Below are 23,187 nucleotides of genomic sequence, written 5' to 3'. Positions count from 1 at the left end.
CTCTAGTCATGGGGTGTTGTTTTTATGATACACTTATCTATCAAATCATATATTCTACACTATAGCTAGCATCTGATAAGATACGAGCCAGGAACTGCTTGGTTCGTTCTTCCTGAGGACGACTAAAGAAATCGTGGGGATTATTTTCCTCTACGATACGGCCTCCATCCATGAAAATAACGTGGTTGGCAACATCTCTAGCAAATCCCATCTCATGCGTGACGACCACCATGGTCACACCTTCTCCCGCCAACTGTTTCAGAACATCCAAAACATCTCCAACCAACTCAGGGTCTAGTGCGGATGTTGGTTCATCTAGCAAAATGACCTCGGGCTTGACGGCGATGGCACGCGCAATTCCTATTCGTTGTTGTTGCCCTCCAGATAGTTGTGAAGGGTAGTAGTCCTTATAGGCCAGTAAACCAACTTTTTCTAAGGCAGATTCTGCACGTCTGAGCGCTTCTTCCTTGGGAACTTTACGAGCTACGATTAGGCCTTCTAGAATATTTTCCAGAGCAGTTTTATTTGCAAAAAGATTGTAGTGCTGGAAAACAAAGGCTGTTTTTTGGCGAATTTCTAGAATGTCTTTCTTGCTTAATTTGGCTAAGTCATAGGTCTTTCCTGCCAATGTCAAACGGCCGCTATCAGCTTTTTCTAAGTGGTTGAGACAACGGAGAAAGGTCGTTTTCCCCGAACCTGATGGCCCTAAAATAACAACGACATCTCCTTGGTTGACCTGAAGATTAACATCCTCCAAGACCTGTCTCTCACCAAATGTTTTTGCGATATGTTCTACTTGTAACATCCTGTCCTCCTATACAAAACGCGCGCTAGATGCTTTCGCTCTCTTTTCTTTTTTCTCATAGCCTTTTTCTAATACAGAAAAGCCCCACTGAATCAAACCACAGATCAAAATATACTGCAAAAAGATTACAAAATAAGACTCAAAATACTGGTAACCGTAGGACGCTTCTACACGAGCAATAGCGGTGATGTCCTTGATGGTCATAACAAAGACCAGGGAGGTCCCTTTGACGATATTGATCACCAGATTGGCCAAGTTAGGCAAGGCTGAGCGCAAGGCTTGAGGAAAAACAATCCTTAGATAGGCCTGGGTCGTAGTCAGCCCAATCGCATGCGCTGCCTCTAGTTGTCCCTTGTCCACCGTCAAGATAGCTGAACGCAAAATCTCCGACAAACTCCCGACTGTCATCAAACTATAAATGATGAAGGCATAGTAGAGAGGATCAAGTTTGAAAATATCAAAGTCACTTCCTATGCTTTTGAGAAATTGATTCAGCAAACTTGGAAACAAACTATAAAAGAAGAGAATCAATAAAATCGGAGGAGTCGCTCGGATAAAGGCCAGATAGACCAGAGAAAAACTCCTCACACCTCGAACCTTGTAAATCTGCCCCAAGGCTAAAAATAGAGCTGGTAAAAAGCTTAAGACCATAGCCACAATCATGATGACCAAGGTGATTGGCACACCTTTCAAGGTCTCCAGAAAGGTCTTTACAATATAGTCTATGTCCATTTCTTACCTCCCTTTTGTTTCCAAAGACTTCTCAAGCAAACGACTCAAGCTAGAAATAACCAAAGCAATCCCCCAATAAAGAAGTGCAACTGCCGTATAGGTTTCCAGAGAGTAGTTCCCTAAATTGCGACTGATCAAGAGATTCCCCGCCCCCATAATATCAACAAAACCAATCGTATAGGCCAAGGCAGCATCCCGCATGAGATTGAGAATAGCGGTTGTTATATTGGGAAGAGCAACTTGAAAAGCTTGAGGAAAAATGATTCTCCAAAAAGTCTGACTTGGAGTCAAGCCAATACTAAGCCCGGCCTCTGTCTGCCCCTTTGAAATAGCTTGATAGGCCGCCTTGAAAACCTCGGCAACAATCGCCGCAAACAAGAGAATCATCGTCAGGAGAACAAAAATAGTTTTAGACCAGTTGTTGATATCCAAACCAAGCCACCATTTCAGAAATTCTGGCAAGCCATAAAAGACTAGAAAAAGTAAGACAATCGGCGGTGTACAACGAAGGGTAAAGATATAACCTTTGGAAATCGCTGCAAAACTCTTGTCTTCTCCTACTTGCGCCCAGGCCAAGAGACCTCCAAAAAGGGAACCAAGAAGAGTAGTAAAAAAGAGAATGGTCAAGGTCATAGGAAGCGCCTGCCATAAGGTCGGCAAAAACTGAAAGACCTTGGAAAAATCATAAGAAACCATGCAAAACCCTTTCTAGTCTTGGAATTTCTGGTCTAGTCTTTGTCTACGTAACTAAAGACATCTTCTTTAAAGTATTGCTGAGATAGCTTAGCAAGCGTGCCATCTTCTTTCAACTCTTTGATTGCTTTTTCGTATTCTTTAGCAAATTTCTCACCCTTTTCATCACGGTGAATCAAGGGATAAGTTGGAATGCCCTTGTATGGGAACCAGCTGAGTTTATCCGCATATTGGTGATAAGGGCCATCTTCTGCGGTAACTGCTTTTTCAAAGGACAGTTTGATATCAAAGAAAGCGTCATAACGTCCTTCCAAGACCCAGGCATAGGCATCTGCCACCTTAAAGGATTCAGCTGCTGTCAGTTCAATTGGTGCATCCTGATGTTTTTCATTGTAGCTGGTGATGACATTCCATTGAGCATTCTGTGGAGAGATGGGAACCAATTTCCCTTTATTCTTAGCAAAGTCATCAATGGTTTTGTATTTCTGTTCATCTTCTTTTCTGACAGTAAATCCGATGATGCTCGCTCCGACTGGTTCAGATGGAATGACAAACTTTTTAGCTCGTTCATCTGTGTACCAAGCTCCCTTAGTTCCGATGTCATACTTGCCTGATTCCAGACCAATCAAGAGGTCGTCATCACTGGTACCCGTATATTCAAATTGATAGTTTACCAACTTCTCATCAACAGCCTTCAAAACAGCTACTTCATAACCATCCGATTCCCCTTTTTCATTGACAAAGTCATAAGGTACATAATTTTGTGTATGGGCAACCTTCAAGGTTATGACTTCAGCAGACGAAGCCGTTTCTCCCTCCTTGGCTGGAGCGCCAGCTAAACTTCTCCCGATAATCGTTGCCCCAATTACTGCAACAACTGCTACACCACCGATAATCCATGCTTTTTTACTCATCTTTTTCTCCTTTAGTTTTCAAGCGCTTCTCTCACCCACTGGATACGTTCAACTGCGATATCACTTGGAATGGTACAATCTGCCCCAAGTACCAAGCCCTGTTCCCCAGCTTCTGCAACTAGTTTCTTTGCCTCAGCCTGAATGGCATCCTTGCTACCAGTATACAGCAAGCCTGTCTTGCCATTTTCGAATCCTCCAAGAACCGTACGTCCCTTGAAAATCTCACGACCTTCCTTGAGAGTGATTCCCTCTGGTCCTACAGCCCAGTTAAAGACTTGGGCTGGATAGTCTGCAAAAAGATGAATATCATTTCGCGCTCCCTCGTAGCCACAGATATGAAGAACCGTGACACCACCAACAGCACTAGCCGCTTCTAGAATAGTTATCTCGCTAGGTGCAATGACGGCTTGATAATCTGCTACCGACACTCGTTGATCTTGGATACTTTGCACGCTGAGGTAGATTCCGTCAGCACCAGCCTCTTTGATGACAGCTCGGCTGAGACTAGCAATATCTTCTGCAATCACATCCAACACCTTCTTCAGAGCTTCAGGATCTTCCACCAGAAAGTCCGCAATAAGGTCATCTCCGCCAGACACTTCCCCTAGCAGCCACTTGAGATAGGTCACAGGAGCAAAAATATTGTAAATCGCAACAATATCTTCTGTAAACTCTTGCTTGATTTTCTGGACCAAGTTCACCTGCTCTTTTATCCAAGTGTGATCTGGTCCGAGTGGTTGAATGGTCGCTAATTCTTGAAGTGATTTGCCTTTGGCAATCGCTGGATTTGGATAAGCAAAGTAGCCATCACTCATGAGTTTGATAAAGTCTGGCTGAACTTCTTGGATAAAACGCTTATGGCCCTCGATATTCTTCTCGATAATGGCTGGATTTGAGAACCCGTCTAGCCATTCGTCTTCTGATGTGAAATGGTGCCAAAAGCCTACTGGCACACGATCAACTTTCTCACCTCTAAATGCTTTTAAAACCCATTCTCTTTTTTCTGACATTCTTATTCTCCATTTCTTACTTTTTCAACTAATAAACTGCTTGCGATATCATTTGAGCGTAGAAAGGGGAGACTGGACTTGGAAAAATCCTGAACTCCACGACATCTCTCTCCATTTTTGCAGTGCTGATTTTTTACGACACTTATGGCGACCAAGACCAGCAAGCCGACAACTGCAATGAAGATTCCCCATCTTTTACTTTTCATAGCTCCTCCTTTTAGAGAACAGCTGCCTGCCGAATCCAGTCCAACCTCTCTAAGTCAAAGTCATCTGGAACAGTACAGTCAGCTCCCAGAAGAACACCTTTATTACCCGCTTCAGCCAGCAACCGCCTTGTTTCATTTTGCAATTCCGCCTTGGAACCTTGATAAAGCAGGCTTTTCTTGCCATTTTCAAATCCACCTAAAACGGCCTTGCCTGGAAACAACTCTTGACCCTGTGTCAAACTAACATCCTCATGATGAGTCGCCCAATTGACCACTTGAGCTGGATAATCCTTAAATATCGTCACATCATTGCTCGCACCTTCAAAACCACAGATATGGAGGATATTGGTCCCACCAACCTGATTGGCAGCCTCCAAAATCGCTATATTGCTCGGTTCGATATAGGTTTGGTAGAGTGCTGGTGTGATGCGCTCATCTTGAATTTCCTGGGTGCTGAGATAAATCCCATCAACTCCACCTTGCTGGATGATTTTCTGGGTTAGGATAGCAATATCTCCTGCAATCACATCTAGAATCGCTCTGAATTGCTCAGGATTTTCAAGCAATAGATCAGCCACTTCCCTATCTCCCCGAGAAGTTTCTGTACGGAACCAGCGCTTGAGGTAGGAGATCGGTGAAAAGATATTGTAGAAAGAAGCAATCTCTTCGGTAAAAGTCTCTCGAATCGCTTGGACCACTTCCACCTGTTGCTGAATCCATGGGTGTTCCTCACCAATCGACTCAATAGAAGTCAGCTCCTGAATGCTTGAAACCTTAGGACTATAGACATTACTTGGATAAAGGAAAAAACCGTCGCTCATAATTTTGACAAAATCAGGACGAATCCTTTCCACATAGTTGCGATGCCCATCAACACTTTTTTGAAAGATACGTGGATTATTTAATCCCTGCCCCTTTTCTTCGAGTGTTACAAAATGAAACCAAAATCCCACAGGAACTCTTTCCACTTCATCGCCTCGAATCGCTCTAAAGACCAGATCTCTTTTACTTGCCATACCTCTCTCCTTACATTTGGATTGAAACCATCTTACCACTCCTTTTCTCCTTTTCCCAATATATATTGACTATCAACATGATTGGAAATTTTTATATCTATAAAGAAAAAAATCTCTGGAAAGCTTGATTTCACTAGCCTTTCAGAGATTCTTTTCTGTTTATTGCTTTTTTAAAATAGTTGTTATATAGATTTTTTATCAAGTCAATTGGATTTTTTTATATACATCTTCATTCCTAAATTAAGTACATAATTTTATCCTAATAACAAATTACTACTGAAAAATTTATTTTCTCCCGATATTTCCTTGCACAAATCCCATGAAAACGCTACAATGTTAATAGACTATTATTAGGAGGATAAGATTATGAAAACATCCAAAGTTACTATTACAATTGCTTCTACACTTGCTTCCGTCATTTTACTGACTGGCTGTGGCACAAATTCGGCAAATTCACAGACAACACAAAGTAGTACATCTGATAATCAGGTTACAATGACCTATGATCAGTTGCGTTCAAGAGAGAACACTATGTCAACTCTTTGGTATCAAAAAGCAGCTGAAACCAAGGCGCTCTATCTACAAGGTTACAATGTCGCTACTGATCGTTTGAAAGAACTACTAAAAACACAGACAGATAAACCCTACTCTATCGTTTTGGACTTGGACGAAACCGTACTAGACAACAGTCCTTATCAAGCGCAAAATGTCAAAGACGGAACAGCATTTACCCCAGAAAACTGGGATGTCTGGGTAAAAAAGGCTGCAGCCAAGGCTGTACCAGGTGCTAAAGACTTCCTCCAATTTGCAGACCAAAACGGTATCCAAATTTACTATGTATCTGACCGCACGATAGATCAGGTAGATGATACAATCAAAAACCTAGAAAACGAAGGAATTCCTGTACAAAGCCGCGATCATCTCATGTTCTTAGAAAAAGGCGTCAAATCTAAAGAAGGTCGTAGACAAGCAGTCCAAGAAAAAACCAACTTAGTCATGCTACTAGGAGACAATCTTGTAGACTTTACAGAGTTTTCAAAGACCTCTGAAACTGAGCGCGACCAAAAATTAGAGGAATTACAAAAAGAGTTTGGTGAGAAATTCATCATTTTCCCTAACCCAATGTACGGATCATGGGAAAGCACTGTTTACAATGGGAATAAATTGGATGCCAAGGGTCAAACCGAAGAGCGCCAAAAAAATCTACAAGGATTTGATAAGTAAAATAAGGGAGCTATATACCGGTTTACACCAACCACAAGATATAGTATTTGCGAGAGTATCAAAAAAAGACGACTTCCAAGCGGAAATCGTCTTTTAATAAGGACTAAATTCCTCAGAATGTTCGCTCCTAACCAGTTCATACCCTCTAGTTCCGCCATATACCTAGCAATTACTTTCCTATCTATTTTTTGATACTTTTTCTTAACACATCATAAATACAGACTTTTGTTAGTTTAACCGAAAAAAAGCGATGATTTATAACAATATCACTTTTTATCACAAAATTTCATATATTTGTCATAGAATACTTCGGACAGGCTAGTCGGAACGTCAATCAATTGACCATCAACTCTTTGAGAGACGGACCTTTCCAATTCAAAATGTACCTCATTTAGTATAGGTGTAGCCATAAATCATATTTTCTAAGTGGTTTATACATGACTGTCCGTCAGGGAAAGCAAATATGCAAAATTTAGAAATTTTGATATAATAGAACTATCAAAAAGTAAAGGAATGATTGGTATGAAAGCAATCACAGCTCACAGCTCACAGCTCACAGCTCACAGCTCACAGCTCACAGCTCACAGCTCACAGCTCACAGCTCACAGCTCACAGCTCACGCTGATTATGTAATCAAGCGTATTTTTTGTCAAGCCCTAAAACAGACTTTTTCACATTTTTGTGAGAAGGTCTTTTCTGTTGTGTATGAAAGTGAGGGACTTGTATGAATCAGGCATTCGAAACAGCGATTCAACAAGCCCTACGAGAGGTGGTAGAAAGCTTTGATGAACAGTATGTAGCTGAGGGACTATTAAAAAAAGATGCTATTATAGTAGATTTAGATAATTATAAACCTGAGTTGGTTGAAAAGATTTTGACAAATGCAATTCTAAATGAAGCATTTACCGAGGATATTGCTGGTGCGACAATTTTGAAAATCAATGATATCATTCAAATGCTTGAGGTTGATGAATATTGGTCAAACTCTTACACGCGTTACACCAACAAAATTGGATTAGCGGTAAATAATCGCTATTTAGATGAAGTAACAGATGTTGTCCTAAATTTCCCCTACAAAGATAGTGTCTTAAAAGCTGGTATGACTAAAGATGATGTATCAAGGGAAGATGCTGAAGAATCCTTTTTAAATGAGATAGTTGCTCGAGAGGAGATTGATGTCCTCCTTGATGAAAAGATTTTTAAAAATGCTAAGAAATATGATAAAAACGGCTCTTCTCCTGTATCAGAAATCAAGCATACGGATAATCTGATTATCAAAGGAAATAATCTATTAGCACTCCACAGCTTGAAAAAACGATTTAGTGGAAAAATTAAGATGATTTATCTTGATCCACCTTATAATACAGGGAATGAGGATACATTCGATTATAATGATAGTTTTACGCGTTCAACTTGGTTAACTTTCATGAAGAATCGTTTAGAAATATCAAAAGAATTATTATCCGATGAAGGATTAATTTTTTTGCATATTGATGTAAGCCGAGCAAATTCCACTAATATTGTAGGGACAGGAATGCAGCCATATTTACATATTCTGATGGATGAAATATTTGGAAGTAAAAACTATATTGCAACATTACATTGGAAGAAGAAAAAACAACCATCGTTTCTTAGTAGAGTTGCTGGAATAATGGAAACAATTATTGTATTTGCTAAAAACGAAAAAAATATCTCAAAATTATCAATAGAAGGTGCTACTGATACAACAAAACGTGTTGATAATGCAAGCAATAAGAAAAGCCAGAGACTGATTTCATCTGGAGTTGCTTATCAAGGTGCAGATAAAAATACTATTATTAAAGCAGGAACTTACAAAAATAAAACAATGGAAACTACCTTTTTGGATGATGTTGTTATAAAGGATGGTTTCACACAAAATTCTGTTAATGTTATTGCTCACTGGAGAACGTCTCAGGAAAATATTAATAACTATATTCAAGAAGGATTACTATATATTACTGCTTTGAATTCTTTTAGAAGGTTTTCAACGGAAGAAGAAAAAGGTAAACCTAAAGCAATTACTGATTTATTACTTGACTGGGGGCAGAATCAAGATGCAACAGATGAATTAAAAATACTATTTGGTGATAAAACTTTTTCAACTCCAAAACCAGAGAAGTTAATAGAAAATATAATTAAATCAAACACCGAGGAAAACGATATTGTCCTTGACTTCTTTATGGGTTCGGGAACTACTGCAGCAGTTGCTCACAAGATGAATCGTCAGTACATCGGTATTGAACAAATGGATTATATTGAAACCGTAGCGGTAGAGAGATTAAAGAAAGTTATTGATGGAGAACAAGGTGGCATTTCTCAAGATGTTGCTTGGTCTGGCGGTGGTTCATTCATTTATGCTGAATTAATGGACAAAAATGCAACCTTTATTGATGCTGTTCTTAACTCTAAACATTCTGATGAATTGAAGGCTATCTTTGACGACATGAAAGCCACACTTGATTTTGATTTCAGAGTGGATTTACAAGAAGTTGACCAATCTATCTGGGATGAAGATTTTGAAATGCAGAAAAAAATTCTTGTGAAGATTATTGACAAAAACCAGCTCTATCACAACTACTCTGAAATTGATGATGAAACCATTAAATTGCAATTATCCCAATCAGATTATGATTTCAATAAGAGTTTTTATGGAGAGAAATGATGGTTAGAAAAGCAAAGAAAAAAGAACTGATCTTTGAACTCTTCGATGAATTGAAACAGCTGGATATGGATATTTTGAACGAACAGCATGGTTGGGAATTACCACAGTATATTGTAGAAAATCTCAAGCATGAACCACGTTCTTATCAAAGTGAAGCTATTCGCTATTTTCATTACACTCAAGCATCAGATACTTTCAAGTTTCGAAAGCCAAGACAGCTGATGTTCAATATGGCAACTGGTTCGGGAAAGACTGATTTGATGGCTGGTTTAATCCTCTATCTTTATAAAGAAAAAGGGTATCAAAATTTTCTGTTTACAGTGAATACAAATGGTGTTCTGAGTAAGACCATTGATAATCTAACGGGTGCTCAATCTACGAAGTTTCTTTTCAATTCCAACTTAGAAATTGATGGGGAATATATCTTTATCAACCAGATTTCAGGAAGATTTCCAGATTTTCCTAATAAAAATGTAATTAATATTAAGTTTGTTTCAATTCAAACATTGACAAATGACCTCTTCACACAGGCAGAAAATATCATGTCATTAAAAGATTACCAGAAGACAAAAATGATTATTCTGGCGGATGAAGCCCATCACTATTCTGCTTCTACGAAAAAGAAAAATAAAGCAGAATTGGAAAAAATCTCATGGGAAAAAAGCCTACTTTCTCTTCTTCACGCACATGCTGATAATCTCTTGCTAGAATTTACCGCAACACTTGATTTTGACGATGAGACCATTTATCAAAAATATCGAGATAAGATTATTTACCGTTATACCTTGGATTCATACATCAAAGAACGATATTCAAAAAATGTAAGACGCATTCAGACGGGGAATTCCAACGAAGATAACATGCTTAGTACCGTTCTCCTGAGTGAATATCGTCGCAAATTTGCTCTAGAAAAATTTGGGATTGAGATAAAACCAGTCATTCTTTTCAAATCACATAAAATTGATGCTTCCTATGAAGCAAATAATCTATTCAATGAGATGATTGATAGTCTGACTGTGGAAAGTTTAAGGTCGTTCCTTATTTCACAATTGAAAAGTGTATCAGAAGAGCAAAGCCATACCCTACAGCTAGCTTATCAGTATTATCTCGAAAAGGATGATCTTTCAACTGTTGTTCGAGAAATTAAGCGTGGTTTTTCACCAGCTAGAATTCTAAATGCAAATGATTCAGATAGTGGCTCAAAAGGGTTGCTAGAAACAGGACAGTATCAAGCCCTCAATTCGCTTGAATCGCCCAATAATCTGTACCGTGTAATCTTTGCCGTAGCAAAATTAACAGAAGGTTGGGATGTCCTCAATCTTTACGATATCGTTCGTATTAGCAACTTGGGAAAAATGAATGATAAAAGAGATGCTAAATCAACCAATTCCGAGGCTCAGTTGATCGGACGTGGGGCACGATACAATCCTTTCTCCTTAAATCAAAAGATTTCTTACCAAAGACGATTTGATGAATCAGATGAAACAGCAAGTCTTTTGTTGGAAACACTACACTACCATACCCTTAATGAGCCACAATACATTAAGAATTTGATGGCATCACTTGACAAGATGAATCTTGCGACTGGGACTGATGAAAAAAATCCTCCAATTGAAATCAAACTGAAACCCTCTTTCAAGAAAACCCAAATCTTTAAAGCAGGTAAACTTTACTATAATGAGACTGAGGAAATTCCTGACAGTCACTATGTGAATTTACGTGCATATGGTATTGAAATTTCTAAGCTAGCCAATGTGACCTATTTTAAATCCACCTATGAGACAACTTACCTTTCAGCTGGAGCAATAGAGTTAAAAACGTCCCAATTAAGAGGAATTGATATTCGTTATTTTAAAAAATCAATTAGCCGTTCTAACTTTTTCCGATTTGAAAATCTGAAAAGATATCTTCCAAATCTCAAGTCTATGGAAGACTTTTGGGGTGAAAATTGGCTAGATTTGCAAAATCTTACACTCTCTGTCACAACAGAAAAAGAAACCATTGTAGAAGATTTTTCCGCTATGGAAAAGCTGAAAATTGTTGATAACTTTTTTAACCTACTAGCCGCCCAAATAAAGGCAGGTTATCGCAAAGCAAGAGGTACGAACCGCTTTATCGGATATCCAATTACAGAATATCTCGTTGATTATCGCAAACGAATACCTAATTATGATACAGCTAAGCAGAGTGGCTCCTTCATCGAACAAAAAGTAGCTAATATTAGTTTTGAAAAATTTGACTTTTTTGCTTACCAATCAGCTATAATTAATAGGAATGAAGAAAATCTAGTTAATGCTATTGCCAATCATATTGATGAACTAAGAGAACAATATGGAGATGTTTTCCTCATTCGAATGGATGAAAACATGCTAAAGGGGACAGATAAAGTTGAACGATTGAAATTGCATCAATTTGAAGAGAATCCACGGGAAATCAATTTTTCAGGATTTCAACCAGACTTTATCCTACTTCTTCAAAATAAGGATTACTATCTTCAAATCTTCATTGAACCCAAAGGTGAACAATTGACAGAAAAAGATAGATGGAAGGAGGAACTTCTTTCATACATCAACGACCATCAAGAAGATTTGATTTTCGAGGATGAAGTTGATGGAGTTATCATCAAAGGACTTAAATTCTATAATCAAGAAAATAGTAAACAAACACTCAATCAATTAGCACATATAGCTCTTGAAAAACCACATTTTGGTGGAAATATTAGGCTGGACTTATTCTAAATATCAAAAAGACGATTTCCGCTTGGATAATCGCCTTTTTGATATTTTATCTTGTAGTTGGTATAAGCTGGTATATATTCCCTAGAAAGTATGCTCTATCCCTTGTACCAAAACTGTAGTCCCCATTAATCGGTGTGTAGCTGTCATAGTCTTTCATCTGAATGGAAGTTCTATCTGCACTATCAAAAATCGTTCTCTCTGTTCTTTTGATTCCCTCTGAGTTCGGGACTGATCCAGACTAGCATAGCAATAATACTTGATTTCTTTTCAGGATAAATAACTTAGTCATTAATACAGTGCCTCCTTACTCAAGGATACCAAGACAGAGCAAAAAAGCCTAGATGAACTAGACTTTCTTTGTTTATTCTACTGTTACTGACTTAGCAAGGTTACGTGGTTTGTCCACATCAAGGCCACGGTGGAGTGTTGCAAAGTAAGCGACCAATTGCGTTGGTACGACCATTGAGATTGGTGAGAGGTAAGGGTGTACGGTCGTAAGGACGATATCATCGGTCTCTTTAGCAACATTTTCCTCTGCGATAGTGAGAACCTTAGCACCACGGGCTGCGACCTCTTGGATATTTCCACGAGTGTGGTTGGCAAGGACTAGATCTGACAAGAGGGCCAAGACAGGCGTTCCTTCTTCAATCAAGGCAATGGTTCCATGCTTGAGTTCTCCTGCCGCAAAGCCTTCACACTGGATGTAAGAAATCTCTTTGAGTTTGAGGCTCGCTTCCATGGCTACATAGTAGTCTTGACCACGTCCAATGTAAAAGGCATTGCGAGTGGTTTCAAGAAGCTCACGAACTTTAGCATCAATGGTTTCTTTCTCTGAAAGGGTTGATTCGATAGACTGAGCTACGATTGACAACTCATGAACCAGGTCAAAGGCTTGCGCTTTGGCATTCCCGTTTGCTTCTCCGACTGCTTTTGCAAGGAAGGCAAGGGCTGCGATTTGCGCTGTGTAGGCCTTGGTTGATGCCACGGCAATTTCAGGACCCGCGTGAAGAAGCATAGTATGGTTAGCTTCACGAGAAAGAGTTGAGCCTGGTACGTTTGTCACTGTCAAACTCGGAATCCCCATTTCATTAGCCTTAACCAAAACTTGACGGCTGTCAGCTGTTTCACCAGACTGGCTGATAAAGATAAAGAGTGGTTTTTTGCTGAGAAGTGGCATACCATAGCCCCACTCAGATGAGATTCCAAGTTCAACTGGTGTATCTGTCAATTCTTCCAGCATCTTCTTAGAAGCAAATCCTGCATGGTAAGAAGTTCCAGCTGCAAGAATGTAGATGCGATCTGCATCTTGAACAGCCTGGATGATAGCTGGGTCTACGACAACTTGACCAACCTCATCTGTGTAGGCTTGGATGAGTTTACGCATCACCGTTGGTTGCTCGTCGATTTCCTTGAGCATGTAGTAAGGATAAGTCCCCTTACCGATATCAGACAAGTCAAGCTCCGCAGTATAGCTAGCACGTTCACGGCGATTGCCGTCATAGTCTTGAACTTCGACGCTATCAGCCTTGACGATTACCAACTCTTGATCATGGATTTCCATGTATTGGTTGGTCTCACGAATCATAGCCATAGCATCTGAGCAGACCATGTTATAATCTTCCCCAAGACCAATCAAAAGTGGTGATTTATTCTTCGCTACATAGATAATATCTGGATTTTCAGAGTCAATCAAGGCAAAGGCATAAGAACCACGGATGATGTGAAGAGCTTTTTTGAAGGCTTCAAGAACTGACAAGCCATCTTCTTCCGCAAATTTCCCAATCAAGTGCACTGCGATTTCCGTATCTGTTTGCCCCTTGAAGTGGTGACCGGTAAGGTATTCTTCCTTGATTTCAAGGTAGTTTTCAATGACCCCATTGTGGACCAAGACAAAACGTCCAGTCTCAGAGCGGTGTGGATGAGCATTGTCTTCCGTTGGTTTCCCATGAGTCGCCCAACGCGTATGACCGATACCAGTTGTTCCCTCAACGCCAGTAGTTTTGGCAGACAATTCTGCGATACGACCAACAGCCTTGACTAGATGATTTTCAGCACCACCTAGGACAAAAATCCCCGCAGAATCATAACCACGGTATTCGAGCTTTTCAAGCCCCTGAATCAAAATATCAGTTGCATTTGTGTTTCCAACAACACCAACAATTCCACACATAGTATATACGACACAGACCAGCTGTGCTTTCTCCTTAAATTGGTATAGTCTGATTTCCCTTTTACAGAATCAGCAAAAACAGTATATACTTGTTTTTATCACTTGTCAAGGATAAAAATTGGTATAGTCTTTCTGACTAGGATTTTATCAGAATTTCACTTGATACCTGACAAGTCAGCATCAATTACTTATAATAAAAAGAGGAGGTGTTTGCCATGTGGTTTTTCTTTGCACTTTTATCAGCTGTCTTTGCAGCCTTAACATCAATTTTAGCCAAGATTGGGATTGAGGGAGTTCCATCCAATCTAGCAACTGCTATTCGCACAGTTGTCGTCATTCTTATGGCCTGGGCCATGGTTTTCTTGACCAATAGCCAGACCGAAATTATTAACATCAGTAGAAAAAGTTGGCTCTTTCTCATCTTATCTGGTTTAGCCACTGGTGCCTCTTGGCTCTGCTACTACAAGGCCCTACAGATGGGTAATGCGACTGAGGTATCTGCTGTCGATAAATTCAGTCTCGTCATTACCCTTGTTCTAGCCTTTTTCTTTCTACAGGATATCCTGACGTTTAAAACAATTATTGGCTGTATCCTGATTACGATCGGAACCTTGGTGATAATATTGTAATAAAAAGTGAGATGAACACCATCTCACTCTTTTTATTCTTAAAATCCATTATGGTCTCTGAGTTCTTTGAACCAATGGCCTGATTTCTTCAGGCGACGTTCCTGTGTTTCCAAGTCAAGTTCAATCAGACCGTAGCGGTTTTTATAACTGTTGAGCCATGACCAGCAATCGATAAAGGTCCAGATTAAGTAACCTTTACAGTTAGCACCGTCTTCGATAGCACGATGAAGTTCACGCAGATGCCCTTTGACAAAGTCGATACGATAATCATCTTGAATCATCCCGTTTTCACGGAACTTGTCTTCGCCTTCAACACCCATTCCATTTTCCGTCAGCATCCACTCAATATTGCCATAATTTTCTTTGATATTTTGAGCGATATGGTAAATCCCTTGCTCATAAATTTCCCAACCGCGATGCGGGTTAATCTTACGACCTGGCATGACGTAAGGCTCATAGAAATGTTCTGGTAAGAGGGGACTATCTGGATGTTTAGCAAATCGAGGCGCCATAACACGCAAAGGTTGATAGTAGTTGACTCCAAGGAAGTCAACCGTATGCTCACGAATGAGCTCCAACTCTTCAGCTGTAGAATCCGGCAGCAAATCTTGCTCCGCTAAAATCTCTACTAACTCTTCTGGATAAGCTCCCAAGACAGACGGGTCTAGGAAAGATTGAGCTTGGAAGAGATCCGCAATGCGAGCAGCCTTGACATCCGCGGGATGCTGGCTACGTGGGTAAGCTGGTGTCAAGTTGAGGACAATCCCAATCTTAGAATCAGGCAAAATCTCATGACAGGCCTTAACCGCAAGACTGCTAGCCAATTGCGTATGATAAGCAACCTTAACCGCCGCCTTAGCATCTACCTTGTGAGGATAATGGGCATCATAGAAATAGCCAAATTCTACGGGGACGATGGGTTCATTGAAGGTAATCCATTGATCCACCAAGTCACCGTAAGTCTCAAAACAAAAACGAGCATAGTCTTCATAGGCCCTGACGGTTGCCTTATTTTCCCATCCATCCCCATCTTCTTGCAGGGCAAATGGCAGGTCAAAGTGGTAGAGATTGACTAAAAGACGAATTCCCTTGGCCTTAATGGCTTCAAAGACCTGACGATAAAAAGCCACCCCTTGTGGATTGACCTCTCCACGGCCTTGTGGGAAAATGCGAGACCACTGGATAGAAGTTCGGAAGGCTGTGTGACCAGTCTCTACCAGAAGCTCAATATCTTTTTCCCAGTTTTCGTAAAAAGTCGATGTTTTGTCAGGTCCAATCCCATTATAGTAGCGATTGGACTCTACCTGAAACCAATAATCCCAGAGATTGTCTCCCTTGCCGTCACCAGGCACACGACCTTCAGTCTGTGGTCCAGAAGTCGAGGAACCCCAGACAAAATCCTTTGGAAATTTTAGCATTGTTATACCTCTTAACTTGATGATGTATTTATTCATTCTCATTATATAGAAAAAACAAGGTAAAAACTAGTTACATTTTTACCTTGTTTTTCTTCTGATTATAGTTTTTACTTCTTGCTGAGGATTTCAAGGGTTTCAAGCAAGTTGTCTGCGTGAACCTCGATCGTATCACCAGTCGCCTTGATCTTAACTTCTACGATACCATCAGCTGCTTTTTTACCTACAGTGATACGGATTGGAAGACCAATCAAGTCGCTATCGCTAAATTTAACACCGACACGTTCGTTACGGTCATCTGTCAAGACTTCGTAACCAGCTTCCATCAAGCTTGCTTCAAGTTTCTCTGTCAAGACTTGCGCTTCTTCATCTTTGACATTGACAGTGATCAAATGCACATCAAATGGTGCCAATTCTTTAGGGAAGTTAATTCCCCAAGCATAACGGTATTCACCTTTTGGCGTTTTGTTAACAAAGAGGCGAGCGTGTTGTTCCATAACTGCTGAGAGGAGACGACTAACACCGATACCGTAACAACCCATGATGATTGGCACAGCACGACCATTTTCATCCAAAACATCTGCACTCATGCTTGCTGAGTAACGAGTTCCGAGTTTGAAAATATGACCAATCTCGATACCACGCGCAAAGTTTAGGACACCTTGTCCGTCTGGTGAAATTTCACCCTCACGAACTTCGCGGATATCCACGTATTCTGCAGTAAAATCACGACCTGGGTTCACACCCGTCAAGTGGTAGCCATCCTCGTTAGCACCCACAACAGCATTGCGAACATCTTGCACCTTACGATCTGCAATGATTTTCACATTTTCTGGTAAACCAACTGGTCCAAGCGAACCAAAGCCTGCTGGGACGGCACTTGCGACTTCTTCCTCGCTAGCCACATCAAAGAAATCTGCTCCCAAATGGTTCTTCAACTTGACTTCATTGAGTTGGTCATTTCCAACTAGAAGGGCTGCAACAAGCTTACCATCTGCCATGTAGAAGAGGGTTTTAATCGTTTGTTCTTCTGGAACGTTAAGGAAGGCTGCAACTTCATCGATGGATTTAACACCTGGAGTTTCCACTCGAGTCACTTCTTCTTCCGCAACGACACGGTTGCTTGGTTTGTACTCGTTTGTTGCCATTTCTAAGTTAGCTGCATAGCTAGACTCACTTGAGTAGGCAATGGTGTCTTCACCAGAAACCATCCATTTGAGCAATTCTGCCTTGATTTCCTCTTGCACTTCTGCAGGAATTTCATCAAATGAGGCAACTGACTTGTCCAAGACAACCCAGCGGTCAAGGTCTGTACGAGTAGGAGTGATGGCCATAAATTCTTGGCTATCCTTACCACCCATGGCACCACCGTCACCGATGATAGCCTTGAAATCCAAACCACTACGAGTGAAAATTCGTTCGTAGGCCGCCTTGTACTCGTCATAAGTCACATCCAAACTATCGTAATTAGCATGGAAACTATAGCCGTCTTTCATGATAAATTCACGCGTACGGAGAAGTCCGTTACGTGGACGTTTTTCATCACGGTATTTCGGTTGGATTTGGTAAAGGTTGAGTGGCAATTGCTTGTAAGATTTGACAGAGTCACGAACAATGGCTGTGAAGGTCTCTTCGTGTGTCGGACCTAGGATAAAGTCTGACTTTTCACGGTTTTTCAGTTTATAAAGGTCTTCACCATAGGTTTCATAACGACCTGATTCGCGCCAAAGATCGGCACTGAGAAGGGCGGGCGCTAGCATTTCCACCGCACCAATCTTATCAAATTCTTGACGCATGATGTTTTTAGCCTTTTCAATCACACGGTTAGCGAGTGGTAGGTAAGAATAAACACCAGCAGAAACTTGACGAACATAACCAGCACGCAACATAAGGGCGTGGCTGATAACTTGAGCATCACTTGGCATTTCGCGAAGCGTAGGGATTAGCATTTTACTTTGTTTCATAATATTCCTCGATTATCTAAAAGAAGAGTCGCATAATGTCATTCCAGGTCACAGCTAGCATCAAGACAACCATGATAACTACACCAGCCATGGTGACATAGGTTTCAATTTCTTGTTTAAGGGGTTTACGGCGGATAGCCTCTAAAATATTGAGCACAATCTTTCCACCATCCAAAGCTGGGATAGGGATCAAGTTAAAAATCCCGATATTGATGGAAATCATAGCTAGGAAGTAAAGGACATTCTCAATTCCATTTTTAGCAGCATCGCTACTTGCTTTAAAGATGGCAACGGGACCACCGAGTTTGTTCAAATCTGGATGGAAAATCAAGTTTTTCAGAGCCGAAAGGATGCGAAGCCCTGAGTCAGCAGCGGTTGTAAAGCCACCAACAAACATGGATAGAAAGTCTGACTTAACTCCCGGTTGAACCCCGAGAATGTAACGTCCTTGATTCTCTTCTGGAGTCACCGTGACTTGTTTTTCACTACCATTTTCAGAAATGGTCACATCCAATGTCGGAGCTGTCTTGTCCTTGGTATCTTCTTCCACAGCCTGGGTTAAGTCTTGCCAATTTTTAACCTCATGCGAGCCGACCTTGGTAATTTGGGCGGTCTCAGCTACGCCTACCTTAGCCAAAGCTCCCTCAGGCATGACATGAAAGAGATTGGTTTGAGTATCTCTAACACCGCCTTGTAAAAAGATCAGGATCCAAAAAACAACAACACCTAGGATAAAGTTATTCATGGGACCTGCAAAGTTGGTGATGAGCTTGCCCCAGATAGAAGCATTTTGATACTGTACATCCAGAGGAGCGATGCGCACTTCGGTTCCGTCTTCTTCAACAACCGTTGCATCATGATCCACTGCAAAAGTCTTTTCTTCTTCCAGGACCAAACCCTTGATAAAGAGCTTGTCTTCAAAGTCAAACTGGGTTACCTGCATAGGAAGAGCCGTTTGATCCAGTTTCTTTCCTGAGAGGTTGATCCGTTTGACCTTACCATCATCAGCAAGTGTTAGACTGACTGGAGTTCCTGTCTTGATTTCTGTTGCATCATCACCCCAGCCTGCCATACGAACATAGCCTCCTAGAGGAAGGATCCGAATGGTATAAGCAGTGCCATCCTTACCGATATGGGAAAAAATCTTGGGCCCCATACCAATGGCAAATTCACGAACTAGAATACCTGATTTCTTGGCAAAGTAAAAATGTCCAAACTCATGCACCACCACTATAATCCCAAAAACGAGGATAAAGGTTAGCAATCCAATCATTCAATCTTCCTTTCTTTAAAACAGGCCAAATAAGTGCATCATTGGAAATACAATCAGCATGCTGTCAAAGCGATCCAACACACCACCATGTCCAGGGATAAATTTTCCAGAATCCTTGATACCGAAATGACGTTTCATAGCACTCTCAATCAAGTCACCAAACTGACCTGCCACACTGAAGAAGACGGCAAAGAGGCTCATTCTATAAATCCCATAAGGGAGAGCAACTGTGCTGTCCACTAGCATGAAGAGTACTGTTATCAGTACCGCACCTAGAATACCACCGATAAAGCCCTCAATACTCTTATTAGGAGAAACTCTCGGTGCTAACTTATGCTTACCAAAATTCACCCCTGTCAGATAAGCTGCACTATCTGTCGCCCAAACGATAAAGAGGGCCAGAAGAACCTTATCAAATCCAGCTATACGAGCATCTAGTAAGGCATTGAAGCCAAAACCAACATAAAAACTCACAGCAATCGGAAAGGCAGCATCTTCAATCGTATAGCTTTTACTGAAAACGGTCGTCCCTAACATAATTGTAATCAAAACACTGTAGGCAACTACGTTCCCATCAACAGGCAAAAAAGTTAGGTAATTTTCTAAGGGGATTGTGAGGGCAAAGGTTGCAAGGAGGGTCAAGGTGCCCTCAATGGTCATGGTCTTTAGTCCCTTCATGTGCAAGAGTTCATTGACAGCCAGCATCGCTAACAAACCAATCCCTATCTGCAACAGGAGCCCGCCAACAAACAAGACGGGAAGGAAGATAACCAGAGCCAATACCGCAAACAATGTTCTCTCTTGTAAATCCTTGGTCATATTTTCTCCTAAACTCCTCCAAATCGGCGATGACGACGATTATAGGCAAGAATTGCTTCCTGTAAAGCTTCCTCGTCAAAATCAGGCCACAAGGTATCCGTAAAATAGAGCTCACTATACGCCCCCTGCCATGGAAGAAAATTGCTCAAGCGTAATTCTCCACTGGTACGAATAATCAAATCTGGATCTCGCACATCCTTCGGCAAATGTTGGGTGAAGAGATAGTTGCCAATCAATTCCTCTGTGATATCACCCGGATTGATTTTCGCATCTAAAACATCCTGAGAAATCAGCTTAACAGCCTGTGTAATCTCAGCACGTCCACCATAGTTAAGGGCAAAATTAAGAATCAAACCCGTATTGTTCTTAGTCAATTCCTCTGCTTTTGTCAAAGCTTCAAAAGTCTGCTTAGGCAAACGATCCGTCTCCCCAATCATTTGAATTTTAACGTTATTTGCATGCAATTCAGGAACATAGTTATCATAAAACTCGACTGGTAGGTTCATGATAAACTTAACTTCCTGATCTGGACGTGTCCAGTTCTCCGTTGAAAAAGCATAGACCGTAATAACCTTAACGCCCAGTTTGTTGGCTGCCTTGGTCACCTTTTGAAGGGATTCCATCCCTGCCTTGTGTCCGAAAACCCGTGGTTGCATGCGTCTCTTAGCCCAGCGGCCATTCCCATCCATGATGATGCCAATATGATTAGGAACCTGTCTTGGAACCTCTACTTCTGCAGCTTTATCTTTCTTAAAAAATCCAAACATGATCTTATTCCTATTCAAAAATCTATCGTTTTATTATACCATACTTCCCTATTTTCTTCTATTGCTAAGTTACTATCATTACTTGTAAGTAACAAAAAATAAGCCGCCTGATTGGGCGACTTTATTTTATAGGGAGATTATTATGAAAAAGTTTTAGGAGTTTAAGTTAAGTTTCTCTTAACTTATGGACTTAGTATACCGCCCCTAACTTAAATTTTTCTTAAGTTTTTTGAGAAAGTGAGATTTTTCCATTTTTCTTGCCAATTTTTCTTGAGCAACCGCTCTTGATAGAGCTTCATTCGGTCCTCATTCTCTAAGAAATGAGGAGTTGGGGAAACCTGAAAATTCAAAATATCCTCTAAACCATAAGGCGCAAAGAGCTCTAAAGTTGCGTCGGCATGTAAGCGAAGCCCTATCGCCGTACAGCGTTCAGGATACTTAGCTATCGCATCACAGGAACTGGTATAGGGCGCAGTGTGAGGACTGTGCAGATGCATATAGACCTGATTTTTCAACTCCCACTGGTACTGAGGAAAATCCTCTCTCAGCTTGTTCTCTAGGGATACTGTTTCCTCATAAGAAACATCTGGATCAGAGAAAATCACATCCACATCTGTTTCACGGTCAAAAGGCGATTTGTCTGACAAGAGATTCCAGATAAAATTTCGGACAGAACCTGCCGCCAACCAAGAGTCTTTCAGACCAAGGTCTCGAATGATGGTCAGAATGGTCATCATATCTGGATTTTTTCTAAAAACCTCTAGAATATCTTGCTCATTTTTCACTGTATTCATACCCCAAATGTTCATAAGCCTTGGCTGTCGCGACCCGTCCAGATCGTGTCCGCATGATAAAACCTTTTTGGATTAAGTAAGGCTCATACATATCTTCCACCGTCTCACGCCCCTCGGCAATATTAACCGAAAGGGTTCCCAGCCCAACCGGACCACCACCGTACATCTCAATCATGGTACGAAGGATTTTTTGGTCTACATAGTCTAACCCCTCATGGTCAACATCTAGCATGGTTAATGCCTTATCGGTAATGACATCATCAATTAAGCCATTCCCCATTATCTGTGCAAAGTCGCGCACGCGCTTAAGGAGACGATTGGCAATACGAGGAGTTCCTCGACTGCGCAAGGCCAGCTCAGCAGCCGCCTCATGAGTGATTTCCATCTCAAAAATATCTGCCGTTCGTTCGACAATTTCTGTCAAGTCAGCATGGGCATAGTATTCCATATGACCTGTAATCCCAAAACGTGCCCGTAGAGGATTTGAAAGCATCCCCGCCCTTGTCGTCGCACCAATCAAGGTAAAAGGTGGCAAGTCCAAATGAACACTGCGACTGCCTTCTCCAGCCCCAATCATAATGTCAATGTAGAAGTCCTCCATGGCACTGTAAAGCACCTCTTCCACCGACATGGGCAGGCGATGAATCTCGTCAATAAAGAGAACGTCTCCAGGCTCCAAATCATTCAAAATAGCTACCAAGTCACCCGCTTTTTCAATGACAGGACCAGACGTTTGCTTGAGATTGACTCCCAGTTCGTTGGCAATAACAAAGGCCATGGTCGTTTTCCCCAAACCTGGAGGCCCAAATAAGAGTACATGATCCAGTGCTTCATCCCGCATTTTGGCAGCTTCGATAAAGATTTGTAGCTGATCCTTGACCTTATCCTGCCCAATATATTCACGTAAATATTGGGGACGTAGGGTACGTTCTACCAACTCCTCATCACCCATGATTTCATTATCTAAAATTCTACTCATGCTCCTATTATAGCAAAAATCCAGCCTACAAACAAAAAAGCCACCTGATTGGGTGACTTCTTTAGGGAGATTATTATGAAAAAGAAAAGTTTAGGATTTCATTAAATAAAGTTAGGAGGTCTTTATTTAATGATTATATGATACAAGATGAATCTTAAAGCTAACTTAACTTTTTCTCTGATTGATCATTTTTTAAAATTTTTTTCCAAATGGAATTTTCTTTTTCAAACCACAAAAAAGCCACCTGATTGGGTGACTTCTTTAGGAGATTATGATGAAAAAGAAAAGTTTGGGATTTCATTAAATAAAGGGTACTCAATGAAAATCGAAATCAGACTAGGCAGATAGACTCAAGC

The 23,187-nt window shown here is 40.8% G+C and carries 20 protein-coding genes; 5 read left to right on the top strand and 15 right to left on the bottom strand.

Annotated elements, in window-relative coordinates; translation table 11 throughout:
* Positions 1–40 precede the first annotated feature (40 nt).
* Genes ACIY14_RS03535 through ACIY14_RS03505 form a run of 7 tightly spaced genes read right to left on the bottom strand, consistent with a single transcriptional unit; the run spans position 41 to position 5,376 of the window.
* On the bottom strand, positions 41–805 hold the full coding sequence (locus ACIY14_RS03535) for an amino acid ABC transporter ATP-binding protein (protein ID WP_409001542.1): 765 nt from the start codon (positions 803–805) through the stop codon (positions 41–43).
* A 9-nt stretch (positions 806–814) separates the two neighbouring features.
* Entirely contained in the window at positions 815–1,537 is a 723-nt protein-coding gene (locus ACIY14_RS03530) for an amino acid ABC transporter permease (protein WP_167265838.1), read from the bottom strand.
* A 3-nt stretch (positions 1,538–1,540) separates the two neighbouring features.
* Complete coding sequence (locus ACIY14_RS03525; RefSeq protein ID WP_409001541.1) at positions 1,541–2,233, bottom strand: amino acid ABC transporter permease; 693 nt, start codon at positions 2,231–2,233, stop codon at positions 1,541–1,543.
* A gap of 32 nt (positions 2,234–2,265) precedes the next feature.
* Positions 2,266–3,144 carry a transporter substrate-binding domain-containing protein gene (locus ACIY14_RS03520; RefSeq protein WP_000037006.1) on the bottom strand — a complete coding sequence of 293 codons (879 nt, stop codon included), beginning with the start codon at positions 3,142–3,144 and terminating at the stop codon, positions 2,266–2,268.
* A gap of 11 nt (positions 3,145–3,155) precedes the next feature.
* Positions 3,156–4,154, bottom strand: coding sequence for a uroporphyrinogen decarboxylase family protein (locus ACIY14_RS03515; RefSeq protein ID WP_409001540.1), 999 nt, complete (start codon positions 4,152–4,154; stop codon positions 3,156–3,158).
* A 2-nt stretch (positions 4,155–4,156) separates the two neighbouring features.
* Complete coding sequence (locus tag ACIY14_RS03510; RefSeq protein ID WP_409001539.1) at positions 4,157–4,360, bottom strand: hypothetical protein; 204 nt, start codon at positions 4,358–4,360, stop codon at positions 4,157–4,159.
* A gap of 11 nt (positions 4,361–4,371) precedes the next feature.
* A complete protein-coding gene (locus tag ACIY14_RS03505) occupies positions 4,372–5,376 on the bottom strand; it encodes a uroporphyrinogen decarboxylase family protein (RefSeq protein ID WP_409001538.1) in 1,005 nt (334 codons plus the stop codon).
* Positions 5,377–5,742: 366 nt separating this feature from the next.
* Between ACIY14_RS03505 and ACIY14_RS03500 the strand changes: the two genes are divergently transcribed.
* The 3 genes from ACIY14_RS03500 to ACIY14_RS03490 all read left to right on the top strand — a co-directional run bounded on the left by ACIY14_RS03500 (position 5,743) and on the right by ACIY14_RS03490 (position 12,021).
* On the top strand, positions 5,743–6,600 hold the full coding sequence (locus ACIY14_RS03500) for a 5'-nucleotidase, lipoprotein e(P4) family (RefSeq protein ID WP_409001537.1): 858 nt from the start codon (positions 5,743–5,745) through the stop codon (positions 6,598–6,600).
* A gap of 724 nt (positions 6,601–7,324) precedes the next feature.
* Positions 7,325–9,283 (top strand): DNA methyltransferase, encoded by a 1,959-nt coding sequence (locus ACIY14_RS03495; protein ID WP_409001536.1) that lies wholly within the window; start codon positions 7,325–7,327, stop codon positions 9,281–9,283.
* Positions 9,283–12,021: a DEAD/DEAH box helicase family protein gene (locus tag ACIY14_RS03490; protein WP_409001535.1), complete on the top strand. Its 2,739-nt coding sequence runs from the start codon at positions 9,283–9,285 to the stop codon at positions 12,019–12,021. Before ACIY14_RS03495 ends, ACIY14_RS03490 begins: the two co-directional genes overlap by 1 nt.
* Positions 12,022–12,382: 361 nt before the next feature.
* Here ACIY14_RS03490 and glmS read toward each other — a convergent pair whose 3' ends face one another.
* Positions 12,383–14,191, bottom strand: a complete 1,809-nt coding sequence (gene glmS, locus ACIY14_RS03485) for a glutamine--fructose-6-phosphate transaminase (isomerizing) (RefSeq protein ID WP_409001534.1) — start codon at positions 14,189–14,191, stop codon at positions 12,383–12,385.
* A gap of 215 nt (positions 14,192–14,406) precedes the next feature.
* On the opposite strand from glmS, the gene ACIY14_RS03480 reads away from it, so the two are divergent.
* Complete coding sequence (locus ACIY14_RS03480) at positions 14,407–14,820, top strand: EamA family transporter (protein ID WP_409001533.1); 414 nt, start codon at positions 14,407–14,409, stop codon at positions 14,818–14,820.
* Between the two features lie 38 nt (positions 14,821–14,858).
* Here the strand turns inward: ACIY14_RS03480 and ACIY14_RS03475 are convergent, their stop codons facing one another.
* The 7 genes from ACIY14_RS03475 to ruvB form a co-directional block, all read right to left on the bottom strand.
* On the bottom strand, positions 14,859–16,238 hold the full coding sequence (locus tag ACIY14_RS03475) for a glycoside hydrolase family 1 protein (protein ID WP_409001532.1): 1,380 nt from the start codon (positions 16,236–16,238) through the stop codon (positions 14,859–14,861).
* A gap of 107 nt (positions 16,239–16,345) precedes the next feature.
* Complete coding sequence (locus ACIY14_RS03470; protein ID WP_409001531.1) at positions 16,346–18,199, bottom strand: proline--tRNA ligase; 1,854 nt, start codon at positions 18,197–18,199, stop codon at positions 16,346–16,348.
* 16 nt (positions 18,200–18,215) lie between these two features.
* Complete coding sequence (gene rseP, locus ACIY14_RS03465) at positions 18,216–19,472, bottom strand: RIP metalloprotease RseP (RefSeq protein WP_409001530.1); 1,257 nt, start codon at positions 19,470–19,472, stop codon at positions 18,216–18,218.
* Between the two features lie 15 nt (positions 19,473–19,487).
* On the bottom strand, positions 19,488–20,291 hold the full coding sequence (locus tag ACIY14_RS03460; protein ID WP_409001529.1) for a phosphatidate cytidylyltransferase: 804 nt from the start codon (positions 20,289–20,291) through the stop codon (positions 19,488–19,490).
* 8 nt (positions 20,292–20,299) lie between these two features.
* Positions 20,300–21,058 carry an isoprenyl transferase gene (locus ACIY14_RS03455; RefSeq protein ID WP_409001528.1) on the bottom strand — a complete coding sequence of 253 codons (759 nt, stop codon included), beginning with the start codon at positions 21,056–21,058 and terminating at the stop codon, positions 20,300–20,302.
* A 209-nt stretch (positions 21,059–21,267) separates the two neighbouring features.
* Positions 21,268–21,852, bottom strand: a complete 585-nt coding sequence (locus ACIY14_RS03450) for a nucleotidyltransferase family protein (protein ID WP_409001527.1) — start codon at positions 21,850–21,852, stop codon at positions 21,268–21,270.
* The gene (gene ruvB / locus ACIY14_RS03445) at positions 21,833–22,831 is read right to left on the bottom strand and encodes a Holliday junction branch migration DNA helicase RuvB (protein ID WP_409001526.1); all 999 of its coding nucleotides are present in this window, start codon (positions 22,829–22,831) and stop codon (positions 21,833–21,835) included. Before ruvB ends, ACIY14_RS03450 begins: the two co-directional genes overlap by 20 nt.
* 147 nt (positions 22,832–22,978) lie before the next feature.
* Between ruvB and ACIY14_RS03440 the strand changes: the two genes are divergently transcribed.
* Positions 22,979–23,179 carry a hypothetical protein gene (locus tag ACIY14_RS03440; RefSeq protein ID WP_409001525.1) on the top strand — a complete coding sequence of 67 codons (201 nt, stop codon included), beginning with the start codon at positions 22,979–22,981 and terminating at the stop codon, positions 23,177–23,179.
* Positions 23,180–23,187: the final 8 nt, after the last annotated feature.

The organism is Streptococcus sp. ST16, assembly GCF_046098135.1.
GTDB lineage: Bacteria > Bacillota > Bacilli > Lactobacillales > Streptococcaceae > Streptococcus.
This window is presented reverse-complemented; position numbering and strand designations above follow the sequence as displayed.